This window comes from Microbacterium sp. 11MF, assembly GCF_000383475.1.
Taxonomy (GTDB): domain Bacteria; phylum Actinomycetota; class Actinomycetes; order Actinomycetales; family Microbacteriaceae; genus Microbacterium; species Microbacterium aquilitoris.
This window is the reverse complement of record NZ_KB911459.1, coordinates 1,097,250-1,112,598: the sequence shown is the minus strand read 5'-3', so window position 1 is coordinate 1,112,598 and position 15,349 is coordinate 1,097,250. Positions and strand designations below refer to the sequence as shown.

Here is a 15,349-nt window from a genome sequence, read left to right as displayed (position 1 = left end):
GCTCCACGACCTCGTTCGGCGAGTCACGTCACTCGAGGAGGGAAAGCCCCCGCAGCCGACTCGAGCGCCCGCCCGGTCACGCGTCGTCCTACCTGCCGACCCGGACAGCGCCGCCATCATCCGATACCTCCAGACCAGCCACACGAAGACAGCGGAGGACCGCGACGTCGCGGCCATCCGCACATGGTTGACGACCCGAAAGCAGAAACGATGACCACCACGAACACAACGGACGTCAGCACGCTCGTCCACGACGCTTCGACCGCCCTCTCTCAGATGCGCGCATCGATCGCAGAGATCGTGGCCCGCCGCCAGAACCTCATGCTGACAGCCTGCGCAGAGCTCAGCGCTGCCGGCGTTGAAGCCCGGATCGTCACTGCTCGTGGACGTGAGCCGTTCATCGCGGGGGAGCACGGTTCCCTCACGATCACCTACGACACGTTCCGCGGGACGACCACGGCCCGGACGAGTTTCAACCGCACGGACGCCCGACGAGACCCCGGCCCGTTCACCGGGCGGAGCCTCTTCGGCGGAAGCGTCCTCTACGACGCCCTCGGAACGTGGGAGGTGCTGCTCGTGGACAACGACCAGCTGCTCATCGCTCGCGTAGAAACCGGCTGGGAGGAGCGAGCGCACCGGAAGGCCGTCGCCCGCCTGCGGACCCTTGCGAAGCACGACGACCTGCACGTCAGAGCCCGCGATCTACACGTCACACTCATGGACCCGATGGGTAACACCGTCCACGAGGGCACCGTCACGTCCGCGCACGCCTTCATCCTCAACATCGACATCGAGGGAGCCGTGCCCGAATGAGCGATGTTCGCAACCCATTCATCGAGGCCTCGTTGCGCATCGGCTCCCACGAATTGCCCACCATGCTTTTCGACTGGGTATTCAGCGGACGCCTGCGGGAGAAGCAGCATCTCGCCGAGGCCGTACCGTACGCCTGGTCGTCGGCGCACCTCCCGTTCGCAGCACTGGGCTACCGCAAGTGGGTGGAGTTCTTCGAAATGGCGGGTTATACGGAAGACGGCTTGTCGGCCAAGCGACCCTCCGAGCCGATCACGCTCTACAGGGCGGCCGAGCCCCGTTACGTTCACAGGCTGGCGTGGACGGCTTCTCTCAACGTCGCCGAACGGTTCCTCGAAATCAACGAGGCCAGGTACGGCGCCAAGCCGCGGAACGTCTACACGATCACCGTGGCGCCGGATCGTCTCCTCGCCCACATCACTGATCGCAACGAGGACGAGTACATCGTCGACAGTCGCGGCCTTCGTGCGCGACGCGTCGCAGAAGGAGGGCACTGATGGCCGAATGCAACGGAACCACGGCTCCAGCGCCTTGCCCAAGGTATGGGTGGTGCCAGGTGCAGCACACGACGCAGGAAGAGTTCGAGCGAGACGGGCACTTCGGCCCGATCATCGAAGCCAAGTCGGATGACAGCGAGGTCCGCGTCTACGGGTCGCACCTTGTTCCCATCGACGGTTTCGACACCGATGACTGGACGGCGACGCTCGACCTCAGCGAGTGGAGCATCACCGCGCACACCGTCGGTGAACTCGGCGACGCCATCGACCGTGAGTTCGCAGACCTCCGCACGATCGTCGACCAGATGGAAGCGGCCGTCCGCGCCTGGCACGCGTCCCTCCCTTCCTGACATCGAGGGGCGCTGACACCTACAGAAGAACGAGAGCGAGCGCGCCGAGGTGGTTGGGCGCGGACCGGGCAGGTCTCTCTCGTCGCCCCGCCACCTGTCCCACCGGGACACCCCCTGCCGTAGCTCAGTGGATAGAGCAGCCGCCTTCTAAGCGGATGGTCGCAGGTTCGAATCCTGCCGGCGGGACCACCCATCACGCACCCACACCCGAACGCCGAGAGGACCCGAAATGGCTATCAGCCCGGACAGACACCGCATCGCTGGGGAGTACCTCGACCGAGCCAGGAAGCTCACTGCAGACGCGGCCGCAATACTCGCCACCGCTCAAGCAGATGTCGACCGTGCCGCCCAGAGTGCCGCGCACCTCGTCTCTCTGGCGCGCGCGTACGGGTGGACGGACAAGCAGATCAGGCGTCGCCTTGGCATCAGTCGTCGCGAGTTCCGCGGGCTCCTGCTCCTCGTCACCGCAGCCAGAGACGGACAGCGATGACAGCCAAGAAGGATCGCAGGCTCTACGGCAGGTTCACGATCGACTTTGCCGATTCGCCGAAGATCGCCCCCCTATCCGATGCCGCCTTCCGGACCCTCGTCGAGATGACGCTCCATTCCAGACGGATGCTCGACGACGGCTTCGTGGACGGTCGGATCGCGTCGCGGAAGTGGCGGAGGAGAGCGATCGACGAACTTTTAGCGAACGACGTTACCAATCCGTCACTTTCCATCGTCGATCGGGGCTACATGATCCATGACTTCGCAGAACATCAGCAAACCCGCGCGGACATCGACGCTAAGCGGGAAGCGGGCGCAGCAGGAGGTCGAGCAAGTGCTGAAGCACGTGGTGCAGCACCTGCTGAACCAAACTCCAAGCTAATAACAGAGTCAGAGACAAAGACATCTTCTTCTACGAAGAAGAGAGCCGCGCCTGAGCGCGGAACTCGTGTCCCCGAAGGCCTTTTGATCACCAAGGAGATGCGGGAATGGGCGGCCTCCGAGGTGCCCCTCGTCGACCTCGACAAGAAGCTCCCGGAGTTCATCGACTATTGGAAGAGCGTTCCCGGCACGCGGGGCGTCAAACTCGACTGGCTCGCGACGTGGAAGAACGGCATGCGCAAGCAGCAGGAGTTCGCCGAGCGTGACGTTGCACGCAACGCACCTCCAGCGCAGCCCTACCGGTGGCAGTTCGACGGGAGCGACGAGTGACCGCCGCGCAGGAAGCCGAGGTGGCCCTGCTCACGGCTGTGCTGATCACGAATGGGGCCGCACTCGACGACATCGCCCTCACTGGCCACGACTTCTACGAGCCGCGCCACGGCGACATCTTCGATGCAATGCGGAGGGAGTGGGATCAGGGGCGTCCCGTAGACGCGTTCACTCTCTCCGAAGCGATGCCGAATGATGCAGCGCTCCTGTTCGGCCTGACCTCAGTCCCGGCAGCGGCCGGCTCGGTGCCGTTCTACGCGGACATCGTGGCGAAGCGAGCTCTAAGACGACGGCTGTCGTCCGTGGCGGCGGCGCTCACCAATATCGAGTCGGGGTTGGATGCCGCCGACGTCGCAGACCGCGCGCGGACCATGATCGAAGAAGCGATCGGCACCGGAACCGCCAAACTGCGATTCGTCCGCGACGTGCTCGACGACGTGATGGACCGCAAGTCGGACCGGTCCGTGTTCGTGCCCTCGCCGTGGGAGAAGCTCAACGGAGCCATCGGCGGGTTCCGTCCGGGCGCCGTCTATGTAGTCGCCGCCCGCCCAGGCGTTGGCAAGACGGTCATCGCCGCGCAGATCGCAACACAGCTCGCGTCCGATGGCAACGTCGCATTCGCGTCGCTCGAGATGACGATCGAAGAGCTCGTTGCCCGGTTCGTGTCCGAGCGCGCACTCATCAGCGTCGGGCACATCAAGGACGCCCGCCTCACAGAGCACGACTTCGAGCTCTACCGGCGCGCACGCCCCACACTCGAGCAGCTGAACATCGCGATCGACGACCGCTCCGGGCTGGCCCCTTCCGACATCCGAACCTTCGCCCGGACTGTCGCGAAGCAACCCGGTGGCCTGTCCGGGATCGTCGTCGACTATATGCAGCTCATGGTCGCGAAGAGCAAGGGGGACCGCCACCTGCAGGTCGCCGAGTTCTCCCGGCAACTCAAGATCCTCGCGAAGGACATGAAGGTCCCCGTGATCGCTCTGTCGCAGCTGAACCGCAACAGCGAGGCGACGACCCTGTCCGTCCCGAAGCTGTCCGACCTCCGCGAGTCGGGGGCAATCGAGCAGGATGCCGACGTGGTGATGCTGCTCCGCAAGGAAGGGCTCATCGAGGACCCCAGAGCGGACGTCGACCTGGTCATCGACGTCGCCAAGAACCGACACGGACGCACGGGCGAGATCCGCCTCGTGTGGGACGGCCAGCACTCGCGGGCCGTCGACTTCAACTACTGACCGACCGCACTTCACAAGGAGATAACTATGCGCAACGAGACGACCTCGACGAGCAACACTGCCGAGTTGAACGATCTCGACGGTCCCTGGCAGTACAAGTACGTCGAGCGCTACCCATCGACTACCGGCAATCACGACAGCCTCACGTTCGACACGCTCGAGGAGGCGAAGGCCTGGCTCGTCGACAACGCCACCCGCATCGCCGCGCACAACAGCATTTCCGCGCCGGAGGACCTAATCGCGCCGGCGATCATCAAGCGATTCATGCCCGCACCGGCCCCGTGGGAACCGGTGACCGAGGACGAATACACGAGTGTCGACTAGACCGCGTGTCGAAGAACGCAAATCGAGAGAGCGAGAACAGATGGCAAGCATCGGAGTTCGAACCACAGCGAGTGGGGGAGTGCGCTACCGGGTTCAAAGCCGACACCGCGGACAGCAACTCCAGGCGACTTTCCTCGACATCCGCGAGGCCGAAAGCTTCAGGTCACTTGTCGAAAAGGTCGGCTGGGAAGCAGCTCGCAGCGTCGTAGCCGCGCGTCGGCGCGAAAGCACAGGAACGCTCACACTCACGGACTGGGTCACGAAGTATCTCGACCCCCAATCGGGTCTCCTGACCGGGGTGGAGGCGGCGACCCGGCGCGACTATCTGCGTGACGCCAACCGATCCTTCCTACAAGTACTCGGCGACATGCCAGTGGACAGCATCACCAAAGCGGACGTCGGTCGGTGGGTGACATGGCAGGAGTCACAGACGACAGCCCGGAACCCGAATCAGAGGATCTCCGCCAAAACCGTCCGGAACTATCACGCCGTGCTGTCAGCTGTCATGACGAGCGCGGTCGACAACGGCCTCCGCCCCGACAACCCAGCCAGGAAGACCCGCCTCAGCCGCGGTGAACAACACGAAGGCGTGTTCCTGTCCGTCGACGAGTACACCACCCTGCTGCACTTCATCCCAGAGCAGTACGCCGCGTTCGTCATACTCCTCGCCAACACCGGATGCCGGTGGGGAGAAGCGACCGCACTTACCTGGGGCGATCTCGACAACCGGTCCAACCCACCTACCATCCGAGTGTCGAAGGCGTGGAAAAAGTCCGATGGCGGCGGGCCCGTCCTGAAACACCCAAAGTCATCACGGTCGAGGCGAACAATCTCCCTCCCTCACGATGCCGTCGTAGCGCTCGGGACGCGCGGGCCATCTGACGCCCTGATCTTCGCGAACAGCAACGGGGGGCACCTGTGGATGGGCCGATTCCGCGCTAGCGCCTGGGATCCGGCGGTTGCGAAAGCCACCAATCCGACCGCTTGCGGCGCGGCTGGCCTAATGCCGCTACGCCGCAAGCCGACGCCGCATGACCAGCCCGACGCGCACGTGCAAATGGCCGAGATGATCGGCGCGACTCTCGCAGGCACCCGACCCATGCGAGCTATCACCACCAAGGAGACCCGATGACGAACGAGGTCAGATACTGCCAGCGGCACGACACCGACCCCACCCACGAGAACACCGCAACGCATGGCCGCTACTGCACCAGCTGCTGGGCCCGCCTGGACATGCCGCTCACCCAGGCGGGAGAGATCGCTGGCCACCTCGTCGGCAACATGATCACCAGTGGCAGCGCAGGCACCGACAAAGTAGACACGGCGAACGATTCGGCACCGCTTCCGTTTAACCAGGCCGCTTTCGACGACGTCAACCATCTCTACGCGACTCTCGTGTACTGGTCCGGACACTGGGCGAGCATCCTCAACCAGAAGCCGGCGCGAGTCCTCGCGGGCTCGTGGCGGGACAACAACGGGACCATCGTGGGCCTGCCGGTCGGCGTCACGGCCGCTCGAGCGGCAGAAGCCGTCGGAGTAGCCGCGCACTGGCTCAAGATTCGACTCGACGCGATCCTCGTCACCACCCACACCGGCGACATCGACGCGATGGGGGAGCAGCTCCGTGACATCTGGCGGATGAACGCCCGCTGGCCCCGCGCCACCCAGGCCGCCTACTCGCAGGTCCCCTGCGGGCACGACGACTGCGGCGCGCGCCTCGCTGTCTGGCCCCCCGCGTTCCCCGGCGACTCGCGCCGCGTTGTCTGCGCCGCCGGCCACTTCTACGCCGAGGACGACTACGAAGCCCTTGTTATGAGCTACGCGAAGGAGCAGAAGGAGAAACGACAGGAGCAAGCGAAGACTGAGCGCATCGCTCAACGGCTAGCCGAGAAGTACGGAATCGGAGCCCGCTGACGCGCTTGTCAAGCACCTCCAATCCCAGTCGGGAGTAGGAGACACGACCCCAAATGGCGTGACGGCGGCGGCCCGGTGTGGTTATACTCGTGGTGTAGGTCGCACCCCAACGGGGATGCGGCCTTTGGTGTTCTCCCCGAAAGCCGGTGTCCTCCAGCCCGGTGAGCCGGGTCGAGAGGCCCCCGACATCGGGTTGGGGGTCACACAGGTAGCTGCCGTAGCTCAGCCGGTAGAGCCATCGGTGCGCGGGTTCGAACCCCGCCGGCAGCGCAATCGCGTAACCTGCGAGCATGCTTGCTGGCATCTGCGCCTTCTGTGGAAATCAAACCCATTTCACAGCCCGAACGGCTTTCGTGATCAAGGTCGTTCCTGACTCCTACCCCCAGTATCAGTACGAGATCGAGGTCTCGGCGACGTGCGATGCATGCCAGAGGTTCAATTCCGCGCTCGGCTTGACACGCCGGGCCAACAGGTCCCTCAACGAGGGTTCAATTCTTGAAGGGGCGATGGCAGTCAAGGAGGGTGAACTGATGACGATCTCGTCTTGGTCGCCGTCTCCAATGTTGCCGGTCGACGTATCCTTCGTGCCAGAGGCCGTTGCTGCTTATTTGATCGAGGCTCACAATGCCCTGAGCGTAGGAGCACACCGAGCTGTCTTGCTGCTCGTTCGGAGCTTGATTGAGGCGACAGCGCGCCAGAGCCACATCAGTGACGGCTCCCTGGTTCAGAAGATCAATGCAATGTTCGAGGCGGGTCATCTTCGGAAGGGAACCAAGGACATGGCACATGCGCTTCGGATCCTTGGCAACGACATGGCTCACGGCGAGATCGAGGTCGCTCCGAATCAGGAGGATGCAGAGGATGCGTTGACGATCGCGCGATTCGTTCTCGACGACGTGTACGTGGCCGACGCACGCCGCGCGGACATGATGGCGCGGCGGTCGTCCGAGTAGCGAACCGCCAGCATCATTCACGCCTGTGGGTGAGCGTCAAGTTCAGCGGGTGGACTTGGGAGTACTTCTGACAGTCGCGCTATCGAGCTGAATGCCCTTTGGCCCTAACGGTTCTACAGTCTCGGGTCAGCAGACGGCTGGATAGTTGCGCTAGTCGGTCGCTGCACCGATCGCCCTTCGTGCATGTATGTTTCGCCTGTGACCCACATCTATAACCCGCCCGCGATCAAGGAAGTGCACGGCGTCGCGTACTACTACGACGAGGATGAGCATCCCGAATACGTCGAAATCAACTGCCAGACCGACGGTCCTTTGCCCAACCGCGGCGATCTGGTCGTGACCTTCAGCGTCGCGACACACGAACGAACCGAGATCTGCAAGCTCATCGCGACCTTCAAGGGTGACGGCGATCGGACCGTCTCGCTCGAGGTGCCGGGACGCCCCACCCGGGATGTCAACTCGGCTGTCAGTCTTGAGGCGCATGCGTACGCGTTCACTCTCGAGTTGCCGGCTAGCCTGTTCCCATTTGATCGCGAAGACCGTCGCGTTCTCCGAATCACCGCCCGGAGTGAAGCCTCAACCGGGAGGATCAGCGAGACTGCCGGCCGCTTCTACGTCCAGCCTTGATAGTCGTCGCCCCCGGGCGCTTTATTCCGAGTCTACGAGGTCCGACGGTTTGCGAAGTTCGATCAACTGGCCCTCCAGTGCAGCGATGGCTCCGAACAGGCAAGCCACCAGATTCTCCGTGGTCAGTCTCTCGTCTTCGCCGTACTTGATCACCTGATCGAGCGTGTTCCGTGTGACAACGAACTTCTCTGGCGTGTTTCTCTTCGCCGCTCGGTAGACCTCCGTGGCAGCGGCTTGCAGGTTGTCGCTCATGACCAAACCGTACCGAGTCTGAGTGGCTGTCGTGGGCCGTCGGTCAAGACAGCTCTGATCAGTTGGGGGAGCTCTTGCCGATTGCGAACTTGCGCGGCGCTGTCCACGGACGGAACGTTGAGGCTCGAGGTCACACGAGGCCACGGACGGCCACGTGTTTAGGCGCTCTCTCCGGCATCACCCGGTACTGACCATGACCACCAATCCCAGGTACGCCAACGGCCACCGACGCCGCGAACTCCGCAAACGCCTCCTAACCACCGGAGCCCACTGCGCCTGGCCCGCCTGCCCCTGGCCCACCGACTGGCTCAACACCCAAACCGCCCGCGAACGCCACCACCACGACGACCAATTCCCCGAAGTCGACGAAATCATCCCCATCAAGTTCGGCGGTGATCCACTCGCAGCAGACAACCTTCGTCTGCTGCACCGATTACGCAGATGCAACCAACAACGAGGCGCAGGACGGACAGCTCCCGTCGCGAAGCCAAGCATCAACGCATCGCCCGGATGGGGCCCAGCGACATGACCAACCCAAGTCACCCGCGACCAACCCCCGACCAGGGGGTACCACCCTCCCACCCCTAAGGGGCGGCGACCCCAGGGGATAGCGCCGTTCTATCCGTCGCATTTTTTCTTGCCGAGCGGAGGTGGATGCAATGGCTTCGAAGCCCGCTTTGCGTGCCGTTTCCGCTGATGAGAAGCCGGCCGCCCGGATCTTGACGCTCGATGAGGCGATCGATTCGGGTAGCTACCTCGAGATCTTGCGGGCTCAGCGGCGTGAGGTTGTTGCTGCGCTTCCTGGCGAGAAGGGCCCGGCGTTGGCGGCGTTGCATCGGCAGTTGTCGTTGCTGTCGAAGGAGATCGCCGCGCTTGAGTTGAAGGACGCGGAGGACACTGGTGGCGGCGCAGATGTTGACGACGAGGAGTTCGACGCCGCGGCTCTCTGAGGCTGCGCGCCACCTTGTCATTCCGTCCGGTTTGAGGACGACGTCTTGGCCCTCGGTGAAGGCGGAGTGTCGTCGGTTGGGGATCGAGTTCGATCCGTGGCAGGACGGTGCGGGCCAGGTCATCTTCGGCCGGCGTGCTGACGGTTCCTACGCCTGCTCGATCGGTGGGGTGGTCATCTCAATCCCACGTCAGGTGGGTAAGACGTTCTTCATCGGCTCGTTGGCGTTCGCGCTGTGCATGCTGCAGCCGGGGATGCTGGTCATTTGGACTGCGCATCAGTTGGCGACGGCCGGTGAGACTCATCGGGCGATGGCTGCGATGGCGAAGAAGGGCAAGATCGCACCCTTCATCAAGCAGGTCCGGATGGGTTCGGGTGACGAGTCTGTCGAGTTCACGAATGGTTCCCGCATCCTGTTCGGTGCGCGCGAGCGCGGCTTTGGTCTCGGGTTCACGAAGGTGGGCATGCTGATCCTCGACGAGGGGCAGCGCCTCACCGAGAAAACCCTCGACGACCTGGTGCCGACGATGAACCAGGCAACGGACCCGTTGATGTTTATCGTGGGGACACCTCCGCGGCCGACGGATCGCGGCGAAGAGTTCAAACGTCGCCGCCGTGAGGCCCTTTCGGGCGACTCGGACGACATGGTCTACATCGAGTGCTCTGCGGACGCAGACATCCGTGTACGTGACTGGTCGGTCGGCAAGGTCGACTGGGCTGCGGTGGAGAGAGCGAACCCGTCCTATCCGACACGGACTCCGAAGAGTGCTGTCCTCCGGATGCGCAAGCAGCTGACGCCTGAGTCTTTCCAGCGGGAAGGGCTGGGGGTTTGGGACGAAGACCAGGCCGGGTCTCGACTGATCCCGGCTTCCGTGTGGGCCGATAGGGCTGTCGAAGCAGCGCCCGACGGTGTCATTTCGTACGGTGTTGCGTTCTCGCAGGACGGTTCGCGGGTCTCGCTGTCGGGGGCACGCAAGCACGCCGACGGGGTCCACGCTGAGCTCATCGACGCTCTCACCGGGCCGACTGATCAGGGCATCGATGCTCTCGCGGATTGGCTGGCGGGATGCTGGCGGGAAACCGCCCAGATCGCCATCTCCGGTGGGGATGCGAAGACGCTCGAGGCGAAGCTTCGGGACCGAGGAGTGTCCGACAAGGTCATCTGGACCCTCACCACCACGCAGTACCTGACGGCGTGCTCCATGACGTGGGAAGCGGTCAAGGACGGCTCGTTCACGAAGAAGCGGGACGGCCAGGAAGTCCTCGACGCGTCCGTCGGCGTGTGCGACAAGAAACTCCGCAACGCCGCCGGCGCGTGGGGGTGGGTCGCGACGACTCCTGACGGGGATGAGACCCCGATCGAATCGATCAGCCTCGCGGTCTACGCCGCGCGGACAAGCAAACGGCGCCCGGGGCGCAAACAGAGGGCGGTGGTTCATCGATGAAGCTGCCGATCCAGGGGATGCGTCCCGATACAGCTGAGCATGTGACTCGTCTTCTCGCGCAGTTGGCGTCCGTACGGATGATCAACAAGACGCGCAAGAACTACTACGAGGCTGCGCAGAAGACCAGGCACTTCGGTATCGCCGTCCCGCCTCACATGGTCGAGTTCGAGACGACTCTGTCGTGGGCGGAGAAGGCGTGCACGCACCTGAACGCGCGCATCAACCTCGACGGGTTCGCCCTTCCGGACGGTGAGCTGCCTGACGACATCCGCCGGATGATCCGCCAGAACCGGCTCCTCAGTGAAGCCCCGATGACGCACCTCGAGGCCGAGAAGTACGGACCCGGGTTCGCGATCGCGCTCGGTGGCGGACCGGGAGAGCCCGAGATCGTCCTGCGAGGCCTGTCCGCGCGGACCACGACGGGGGAGTGGAACCCGAACGCCCGCCGGCTGACGAAAATCCTCACGGTCACCGGAACGAAGTGGGGCCGGGCGACAGAGTTCATTTACGCGGACGACGAGGCGGTCTACACGGTCGCTGAAGGCGCCCGCGGGCTCGAGGTCGTCCACGTCGATGGTGTGGCCATGTGCCCGGCATCACTTCTCGCTTTCCAGCCCGACCTGGACAACCCGTTCGGGCGGTCGCGCATCTCCCACCCGGTGATGCGAGCCATCGACCGTGCGCAGCGCACCCTGCTCCGCTCGGAGATCACGGCAGAGTTCTTCTCCGCCCCGCAGCGGTACCTACTCGGAGCCGAAGAGGACATCTTCGTCGACGAGGACGGCAAGCAGATCTCCTCATGGGACGCCCTCATCGGACGGATCAACGCAATCAGCCGCGACGAGGAAGGTGACATCCCTCAGGTTTCCTACGCCCCCCAGGTGTCAATGCAGCCGCACACCGACATGATCCGTTCGGACGCCGCGGTGTACTCGTCGATCGTCGACCTGCCCGTCTCGGTCCTCGGTGTTGTCCAGGACAACCCGGATTCGGCCGAGGCCATGGAAGTCCGCTGGGATGCTCTGAACAAGATCGCTGAGCAAGCGCACACGACGTTTGGATCCGGTTGGGTCGACCTGCTGCAGAAGGGCGTGATGCTCCGCGACGGGCTCGATGAGCTCCCCGAGGAGCTCGACGAGCTCGAAGCGGTGTGGCGTCCCGCATCTCAGCCGACGCGGCAGGCCGCCGCTGATGCGATGGTGAAGGAGATCAGCGCGATGCCGTGGGTGGCGGAGACGGAAGAAGCGCTCCGCGGCTTCGGGCACACGCAGAAGCAGATCGACCGGATGCTCGCCGAGAAGCGACGCGCGCAGGGCGGAGCGACGATGGCTTCGCTGATCCAGGCAGCCAGCAGCGGGGCGAGTGACGCTGAGGTCGCGTGATGACCACAGCATCGCAAGCTCAAACGCTCCGCGAAATTCAGGCTGGTGTTGCCTCGCTCATCCGCGGGGAGCTCGACGGTTTCTTCGGGTCGCTGAACCTCGACAAGCCTGATAAGGTCCGGGACGCGCTGCTGCAGTTCGTCCCGTTGCTGGTTCGCCGGTACGGGCAGGGCGCAGCCTCGGTCGCCGCGGACTGGTACGACGAGGTTCGCGCTGGCGCGAACGTGCGGACACGGTTCCGTGCGCAGGTCGCGGACCCGGTGGCGGCGGACCGTGTGGAACGCGCGGTCCGGTTCGCGGCGGGGCACTTGTTCACCGCCACGCCGGCGCTCGCGCTGCCCGCGATCCTCGCCCCAGCGGCCCGGTACACAGCGGAACCCGCCCGGCTCACGATCACCCAGTCCGTCGAAGCCGACCCGGATGCCTACGGCTGGTCCCGCCGGGTCCGGGCTGGTGCATGCCGGTTCTGCCGCGCCCTTGAGCAAAGAGGCCGCACGTACCGGCGGAGCACAGCCGACTTCGCGGCGCACAACGACTGCGGGTGCGTTGCTGTCCCCAACTGGAACAGCAAGGCACCCGAGGTTCCCGCGGTGGCATATCTGGCGTCAGCCCGCACGGGCGGGATGTCCGCACGCGCGAAAGCCGCTCACAACGCGAAGATCCGGGGCTGGCTCGACAGCGAGTTCCCGCCCGACGAGCACGAACACTGACTACCGCCGCACGGCGGTCACCCTGCTGAGCGCCGCACGGCGCGAGGCCATTCCGCATGGAAGGAAACACCATGAGCAAGGACACCGAGCGGTCGTTCGGAATCCTCCCCGCACCGATCTGGCACCGCCCGCACCTCCGCTACATCGCTGACACCGGCGACGGAGTGCAGGACGCCAGCGAGGCGCAGGATTCCAGCACAGCAGAAGAGTCGCACGACACCGACGCTGACACGACGGACTGGAAGGCGCAGGCCCGTAAGTGGGAGCGCCAGGCCAAGGAGAACAAGACCGCCGCGGAAGAGCTTGCCGCTCTGAAGCAGTCGCAGATGACCGAGGACGAGAAGCGTGCTGAACGCCTCGCGTCTCTCGAGTCGGAGAACGCGGCGCTGAAGGCGGAGAAGCAGATCGCCGCATGGAAGTCCGAGATCGCCAGCGAAGCCGGTATCCCGGCCGCTGCGCTGCGGGGTTCCACCCGTGACGAGCTCGAGGCGCACGCCAAGGAGCTGCAGACGCTCATCCCCAAGAAGCCAGCACCCACCTCGCCCGCCCTCGCGCGAGCGAACAAGGGTGACGGCGTGCAGGAATCCACATCCCCCGGTTTGGGCACGCTACGCGCGGCCTACGCCGACTCAGACAAGTAAGGAGCCATCGTGGCTGTCACTCTCGCCCAGGCTGCTCTCCTCTCGGAGAACCAGCTTCAGCGCGGTGTCGTCGAGACGTTCGTTCAGGAGTCCTCGGTCCTCGACCGTATCCCCCTGATGGACATCGAGGGCAACGCATACGCCTACAACAAGGAAGCGACCCTCCCGGGCGTCGCGTTCCGATCCGTCAACGAGGCCTACACCGAATCGACTGGCACCGTGGTCCAGGCCACCGAGTCGCTCGTCATTCTCGGTGGAGACGCTGACGTCGACCGCTTCATCGTCCAGACCCGCGGCAACCTCAACGACCAGCGCGCCGTTCAGACCCGCCTGAAGGTGAAGTCCGCGGCCTACAAGTACCAGGACGCGTTCTTCAACGGTGACGTCGCCGTCGACCCGAAGGGCTTCGACGGGCTCAAGAAGCGCCTCACTGGCGGTCAGGTCCTCGACGCCGCGACGAACGGTCTCGGCCCCGTCGCCGCAGGACACGACTTCCTCGATGCGCTCGACGCGCTCGTGGCATCCGTGCCCGGCCTGAACGGCTCCAACGGAGCGATCTACGCCAACCGTCTCGTGCGCGCCAAGATCCTCTCGAGCCTGCGCCGCCTCGGCGGTGCCGACTTCGTCAACGAGGAGCTCACCCGCAAGCGTGTCCTCACCTACAACGGCATCCCCGTCCTCGACCCCGGTCAGAACCTGGCCGGTGCTGAGGTGCTGCCGCTGAGCGAGACGCAGGGCTCCTCGAGTGCCGCATCCTCGATCTACGCCGTGCGATTCGGCGAGGACGAGACCGACGGTGGCGTCACCGGCCTCACCAACGGCGGCGTTCAGGTCGACGACCTGGGCCAGCTGCAGGAGAAGCCCGCATACCGCACCCGCATCGAGTTCTACTGCGGACTCGCGACGTTCGGCGGCAAGGCCGCTGCGCGTCTCCGCGGTGTGCTCGCCAGCTGATCACGAAGGAGAAGCACATGGCTGCACGCAAGAAGGAAGACGTCCCCGAGACGACCACGCTCGACTCGGACGTCACCAAGCCGTCCGTCACCGCACCTGGCGACGGACCGGCGGACACCACCGACCCCACCGAGGTCGCTGTGTCCGTCCCGCCACAGCCCGGCGACGAGGCAATCGAGGTCGGAACGGTCAACGCCGTGAAGCCCGTCGAGAAGCCCGCCGCCGCTGAGGTGGACGAGTCCGAGCACCGCATCGAGAAGTACGACGCGGTCAAGCCGGACGGCACCGTCGTGACCGTCACGCACAACATCGACACCGGCGCGACGTCGGTCAAGTGATCTGAGAGGAGGCCCGGCATGGCTGAAAACGACCCGATCGAAGGCGCATACGCGACCATCGCGGATCTCAAGGCCATCTGGCCGGGCCTCCCCTCAGGGCGGGAGACAGAGGCGCGGGAACTGCTTATCGATGCAGCGGTCCGCATCGACGCCTACGCCCCACCCAGCGACCCCCCGACAGCCCCGCAGCTGCGCACCCGGAAGACCGTCTCCCGCGAGATGGTCAAGTGGGTGATGACCAGCGACCAAGGTGCTGTCGTGGGCGGGGCGGATGTCACCCAGAAGTCGCGGTCCATGGGGCCGTTCTCTGAGTCCTGGACGTTCGACCGTCCCGGACGCACCCTCCTGCTCACCGAAGAGCACAAAAGGATGCTCCGCGGGCGCCGGCAACGGCCGTTCAGCATCGACCTTGCGCCCCGCTACGAGGAGTTGCCGTGAGCATCCCACTCCCGGACTACTTCACCCCGCACGTTGCCCTGGTCCGTGACTACGGTGCGGGCGGAGGCATGGGAGGCGGCTACGGTGCGGCCCGAGAGGTACGCGGTTTCAGCGAAGACGACCAGAAAGCAGTCGCCGGAAACGACGGCGCTGAAGTGACCTCCTCCGCTCAACACCACGTCAACTTCGACGAGGTCGTTCCCCTCGGTTCCCTCGTCACCATCTGGCCGGGACTCACCGGAGAACGTGAAGCGCGAGTCGTCGCGATCAAACGTGGCCAGCATCCCGACCTGCCCGCGTTCCAGACGTTGTACCTCGAGTAGGAGGCCC

The 15,349-nt window shown here is 64.7% G+C and carries 20 protein-coding genes and 2 tRNA genes; 21 read left to right on the top strand and 1 reads right to left on the bottom strand.

Annotated elements, in window-relative coordinates; all coding sequences use genetic code 11:
- The first annotated feature begins 210 nt into the window (after positions 1 to 210).
- From H286_RS0105515 to H286_RS0105450, 12 genes are all read left to right on the top strand, one after another.
- On the top strand, positions 211 to 813 hold the full coding sequence (locus H286_RS0105515; RefSeq protein WP_020097408.1) for a hypothetical protein: 603 nt from the start codon (positions 211 to 213) through the stop codon (positions 811 to 813).
- Positions 810 to 1,307 carry a hypothetical protein gene (locus tag H286_RS0105510; RefSeq protein ID WP_020097407.1) on the top strand — a complete coding sequence of 166 codons (498 nt, stop codon included), beginning with the start codon at positions 810 to 812 and terminating at the stop codon, positions 1,305 to 1,307. The genes H286_RS0105515 and H286_RS0105510 overlap by 4 nt, the downstream gene beginning before the upstream one ends.
- A 59-nt stretch (positions 1,308 to 1,366) precedes the next feature.
- Positions 1,367 to 1,657, top strand: a complete 291-nt coding sequence (locus H286_RS0105505) for a hypothetical protein (protein WP_020097406.1) — start codon at positions 1,367 to 1,369, stop codon at positions 1,655 to 1,657.
- 113 nt (positions 1,658 to 1,770) lie between these two features.
- Positions 1,771 to 1,846, top strand: a tRNA-Arg gene (locus tag H286_RS0105500).
- 297 nt (positions 1,847 to 2,143) lie between these two features.
- Entirely contained in the window at positions 2,144 to 2,857 is a 714-nt protein-coding gene (locus H286_RS14915) for a hypothetical protein (RefSeq protein WP_155900301.1), read from the top strand.
- Complete coding sequence (locus tag H286_RS14690; protein ID WP_020097402.1) at positions 2,854 to 4,092, top strand: replicative DNA helicase; 1,239 nt, start codon at positions 2,854 to 2,856, stop codon at positions 4,090 to 4,092. The genes H286_RS14915 and H286_RS14690 overlap by 4 nt, the downstream gene beginning before the upstream one ends.
- A gap of 27 nt (positions 4,093 to 4,119) precedes the next feature.
- Positions 4,120 to 4,416 carry a hypothetical protein gene (locus H286_RS0105470; protein WP_020097401.1) on the top strand — a complete coding sequence of 99 codons (297 nt, stop codon included), beginning with the start codon at positions 4,120 to 4,122 and terminating at the stop codon, positions 4,414 to 4,416.
- A gap of 40 nt (positions 4,417 to 4,456) precedes the next feature.
- Positions 4,457 to 5,548 carry a tyrosine-type recombinase/integrase gene (locus H286_RS14785; RefSeq protein WP_081630836.1) on the top strand — a complete coding sequence of 364 codons (1,092 nt, stop codon included), beginning with the start codon at positions 4,457 to 4,459 and terminating at the stop codon, positions 5,546 to 5,548.
- Positions 5,545 to 6,330, top strand: coding sequence for a hypothetical protein (locus tag H286_RS0105465; protein ID WP_020097400.1), 786 nt, complete (start codon positions 5,545 to 5,547; stop codon positions 6,328 to 6,330). Before H286_RS14785 ends, H286_RS0105465 begins: the two co-directional genes overlap by 4 nt.
- Positions 6,331 to 6,541: 211 nt before the next feature.
- Positions 6,542 to 6,600 (top strand) — tRNA-OTHER (locus H286_RS0105460).
- Positions 6,601 to 6,620: 20 nt separating this feature from the next.
- A complete protein-coding gene (locus tag H286_RS14685) occupies positions 6,621 to 7,283 on the top strand; it encodes a DUF4145 domain-containing protein (protein WP_081630835.1) in 663 nt (220 codons plus the stop codon).
- Between the two features lie 198 nt (positions 7,284 to 7,481).
- Positions 7,482 to 7,910, top strand: a complete 429-nt coding sequence (locus H286_RS0105450) for a hypothetical protein (RefSeq protein WP_155900299.1) — start codon at positions 7,482 to 7,484, stop codon at positions 7,908 to 7,910.
- 21 nt (positions 7,911 to 7,931) lie between these two features.
- Here H286_RS0105450 and H286_RS0105445 read toward each other — a convergent pair whose 3' ends face one another.
- Entirely contained in the window at positions 7,932 to 8,162 is a 231-nt protein-coding gene (locus H286_RS0105445; protein WP_020097397.1) for a hypothetical protein, read from the bottom strand.
- A gap of 659 nt (positions 8,163 to 8,821) precedes the next feature.
- On the opposite strand from H286_RS0105445, the gene H286_RS0105440 reads away from it, so the two are divergent.
- The 9 genes from H286_RS0105440 (at position 8,822) to H286_RS0105400 (ending at position 15,342) form a co-directional block, all read left to right on the top strand.
- On the top strand, positions 8,822 to 9,112 hold the full coding sequence (locus H286_RS0105440; protein WP_020097396.1) for a hypothetical protein: 291 nt from the start codon (positions 8,822 to 8,824) through the stop codon (positions 9,110 to 9,112).
- Positions 9,063 to 10,556, top strand: a complete 1,494-nt coding sequence (locus H286_RS0105435) for a hypothetical protein (protein ID WP_020097395.1) — start codon at positions 9,063 to 9,065, stop codon at positions 10,554 to 10,556. The genes H286_RS0105440 and H286_RS0105435 overlap by 50 nt, the downstream gene beginning before the upstream one ends.
- A 41-nt stretch (positions 10,557 to 10,597) precedes the next feature.
- Positions 10,598 to 11,938: a phage portal protein gene (locus H286_RS0105430; protein WP_196800621.1), complete on the top strand. Its 1,341-nt coding sequence runs from the start codon at positions 10,598 to 10,600 to the stop codon at positions 11,936 to 11,938.
- Positions 11,938 to 12,648 carry a VG15 protein gene (locus tag H286_RS0105425; RefSeq protein ID WP_028497402.1) on the top strand — a complete coding sequence of 237 codons (711 nt, stop codon included), beginning with the start codon at positions 11,938 to 11,940 and terminating at the stop codon, positions 12,646 to 12,648. Before H286_RS0105430 ends, H286_RS0105425 begins: the two co-directional genes overlap by 1 nt.
- 71 nt (positions 12,649 to 12,719) lie before the next feature.
- Positions 12,720 to 13,289, top strand: coding sequence for a hypothetical protein (locus tag H286_RS14455; protein WP_020097392.1), 570 nt, complete (start codon positions 12,720 to 12,722; stop codon positions 13,287 to 13,289).
- A 9-nt stretch (positions 13,290 to 13,298) separates the two neighbouring features.
- Entirely contained in the window at positions 13,299 to 14,243 is a 945-nt protein-coding gene (locus H286_RS0105415) for a major capsid protein (RefSeq protein ID WP_020097391.1), read from the top strand.
- 17 nt (positions 14,244 to 14,260) lie between these two features.
- Positions 14,261 to 14,581: a hypothetical protein gene (locus H286_RS0105410; RefSeq protein ID WP_020097390.1), complete on the top strand. Its 321-nt coding sequence runs from the start codon at positions 14,261 to 14,263 to the stop codon at positions 14,579 to 14,581.
- An 18-nt stretch (positions 14,582 to 14,599) separates the two neighbouring features.
- Entirely contained in the window at positions 14,600 to 15,019 is a 420-nt protein-coding gene (locus H286_RS0105405) for a hypothetical protein (RefSeq protein WP_020097389.1), read from the top strand.
- Positions 15,016 to 15,342: a hypothetical protein gene (locus H286_RS0105400; protein WP_020097388.1), complete on the top strand. Its 327-nt coding sequence runs from the start codon at positions 15,016 to 15,018 to the stop codon at positions 15,340 to 15,342. The genes H286_RS0105405 and H286_RS0105400 overlap by 4 nt, the downstream gene beginning before the upstream one ends.
- The last annotated feature ends 7 nt before the right edge of the window (positions 15,343 to 15,349 follow it).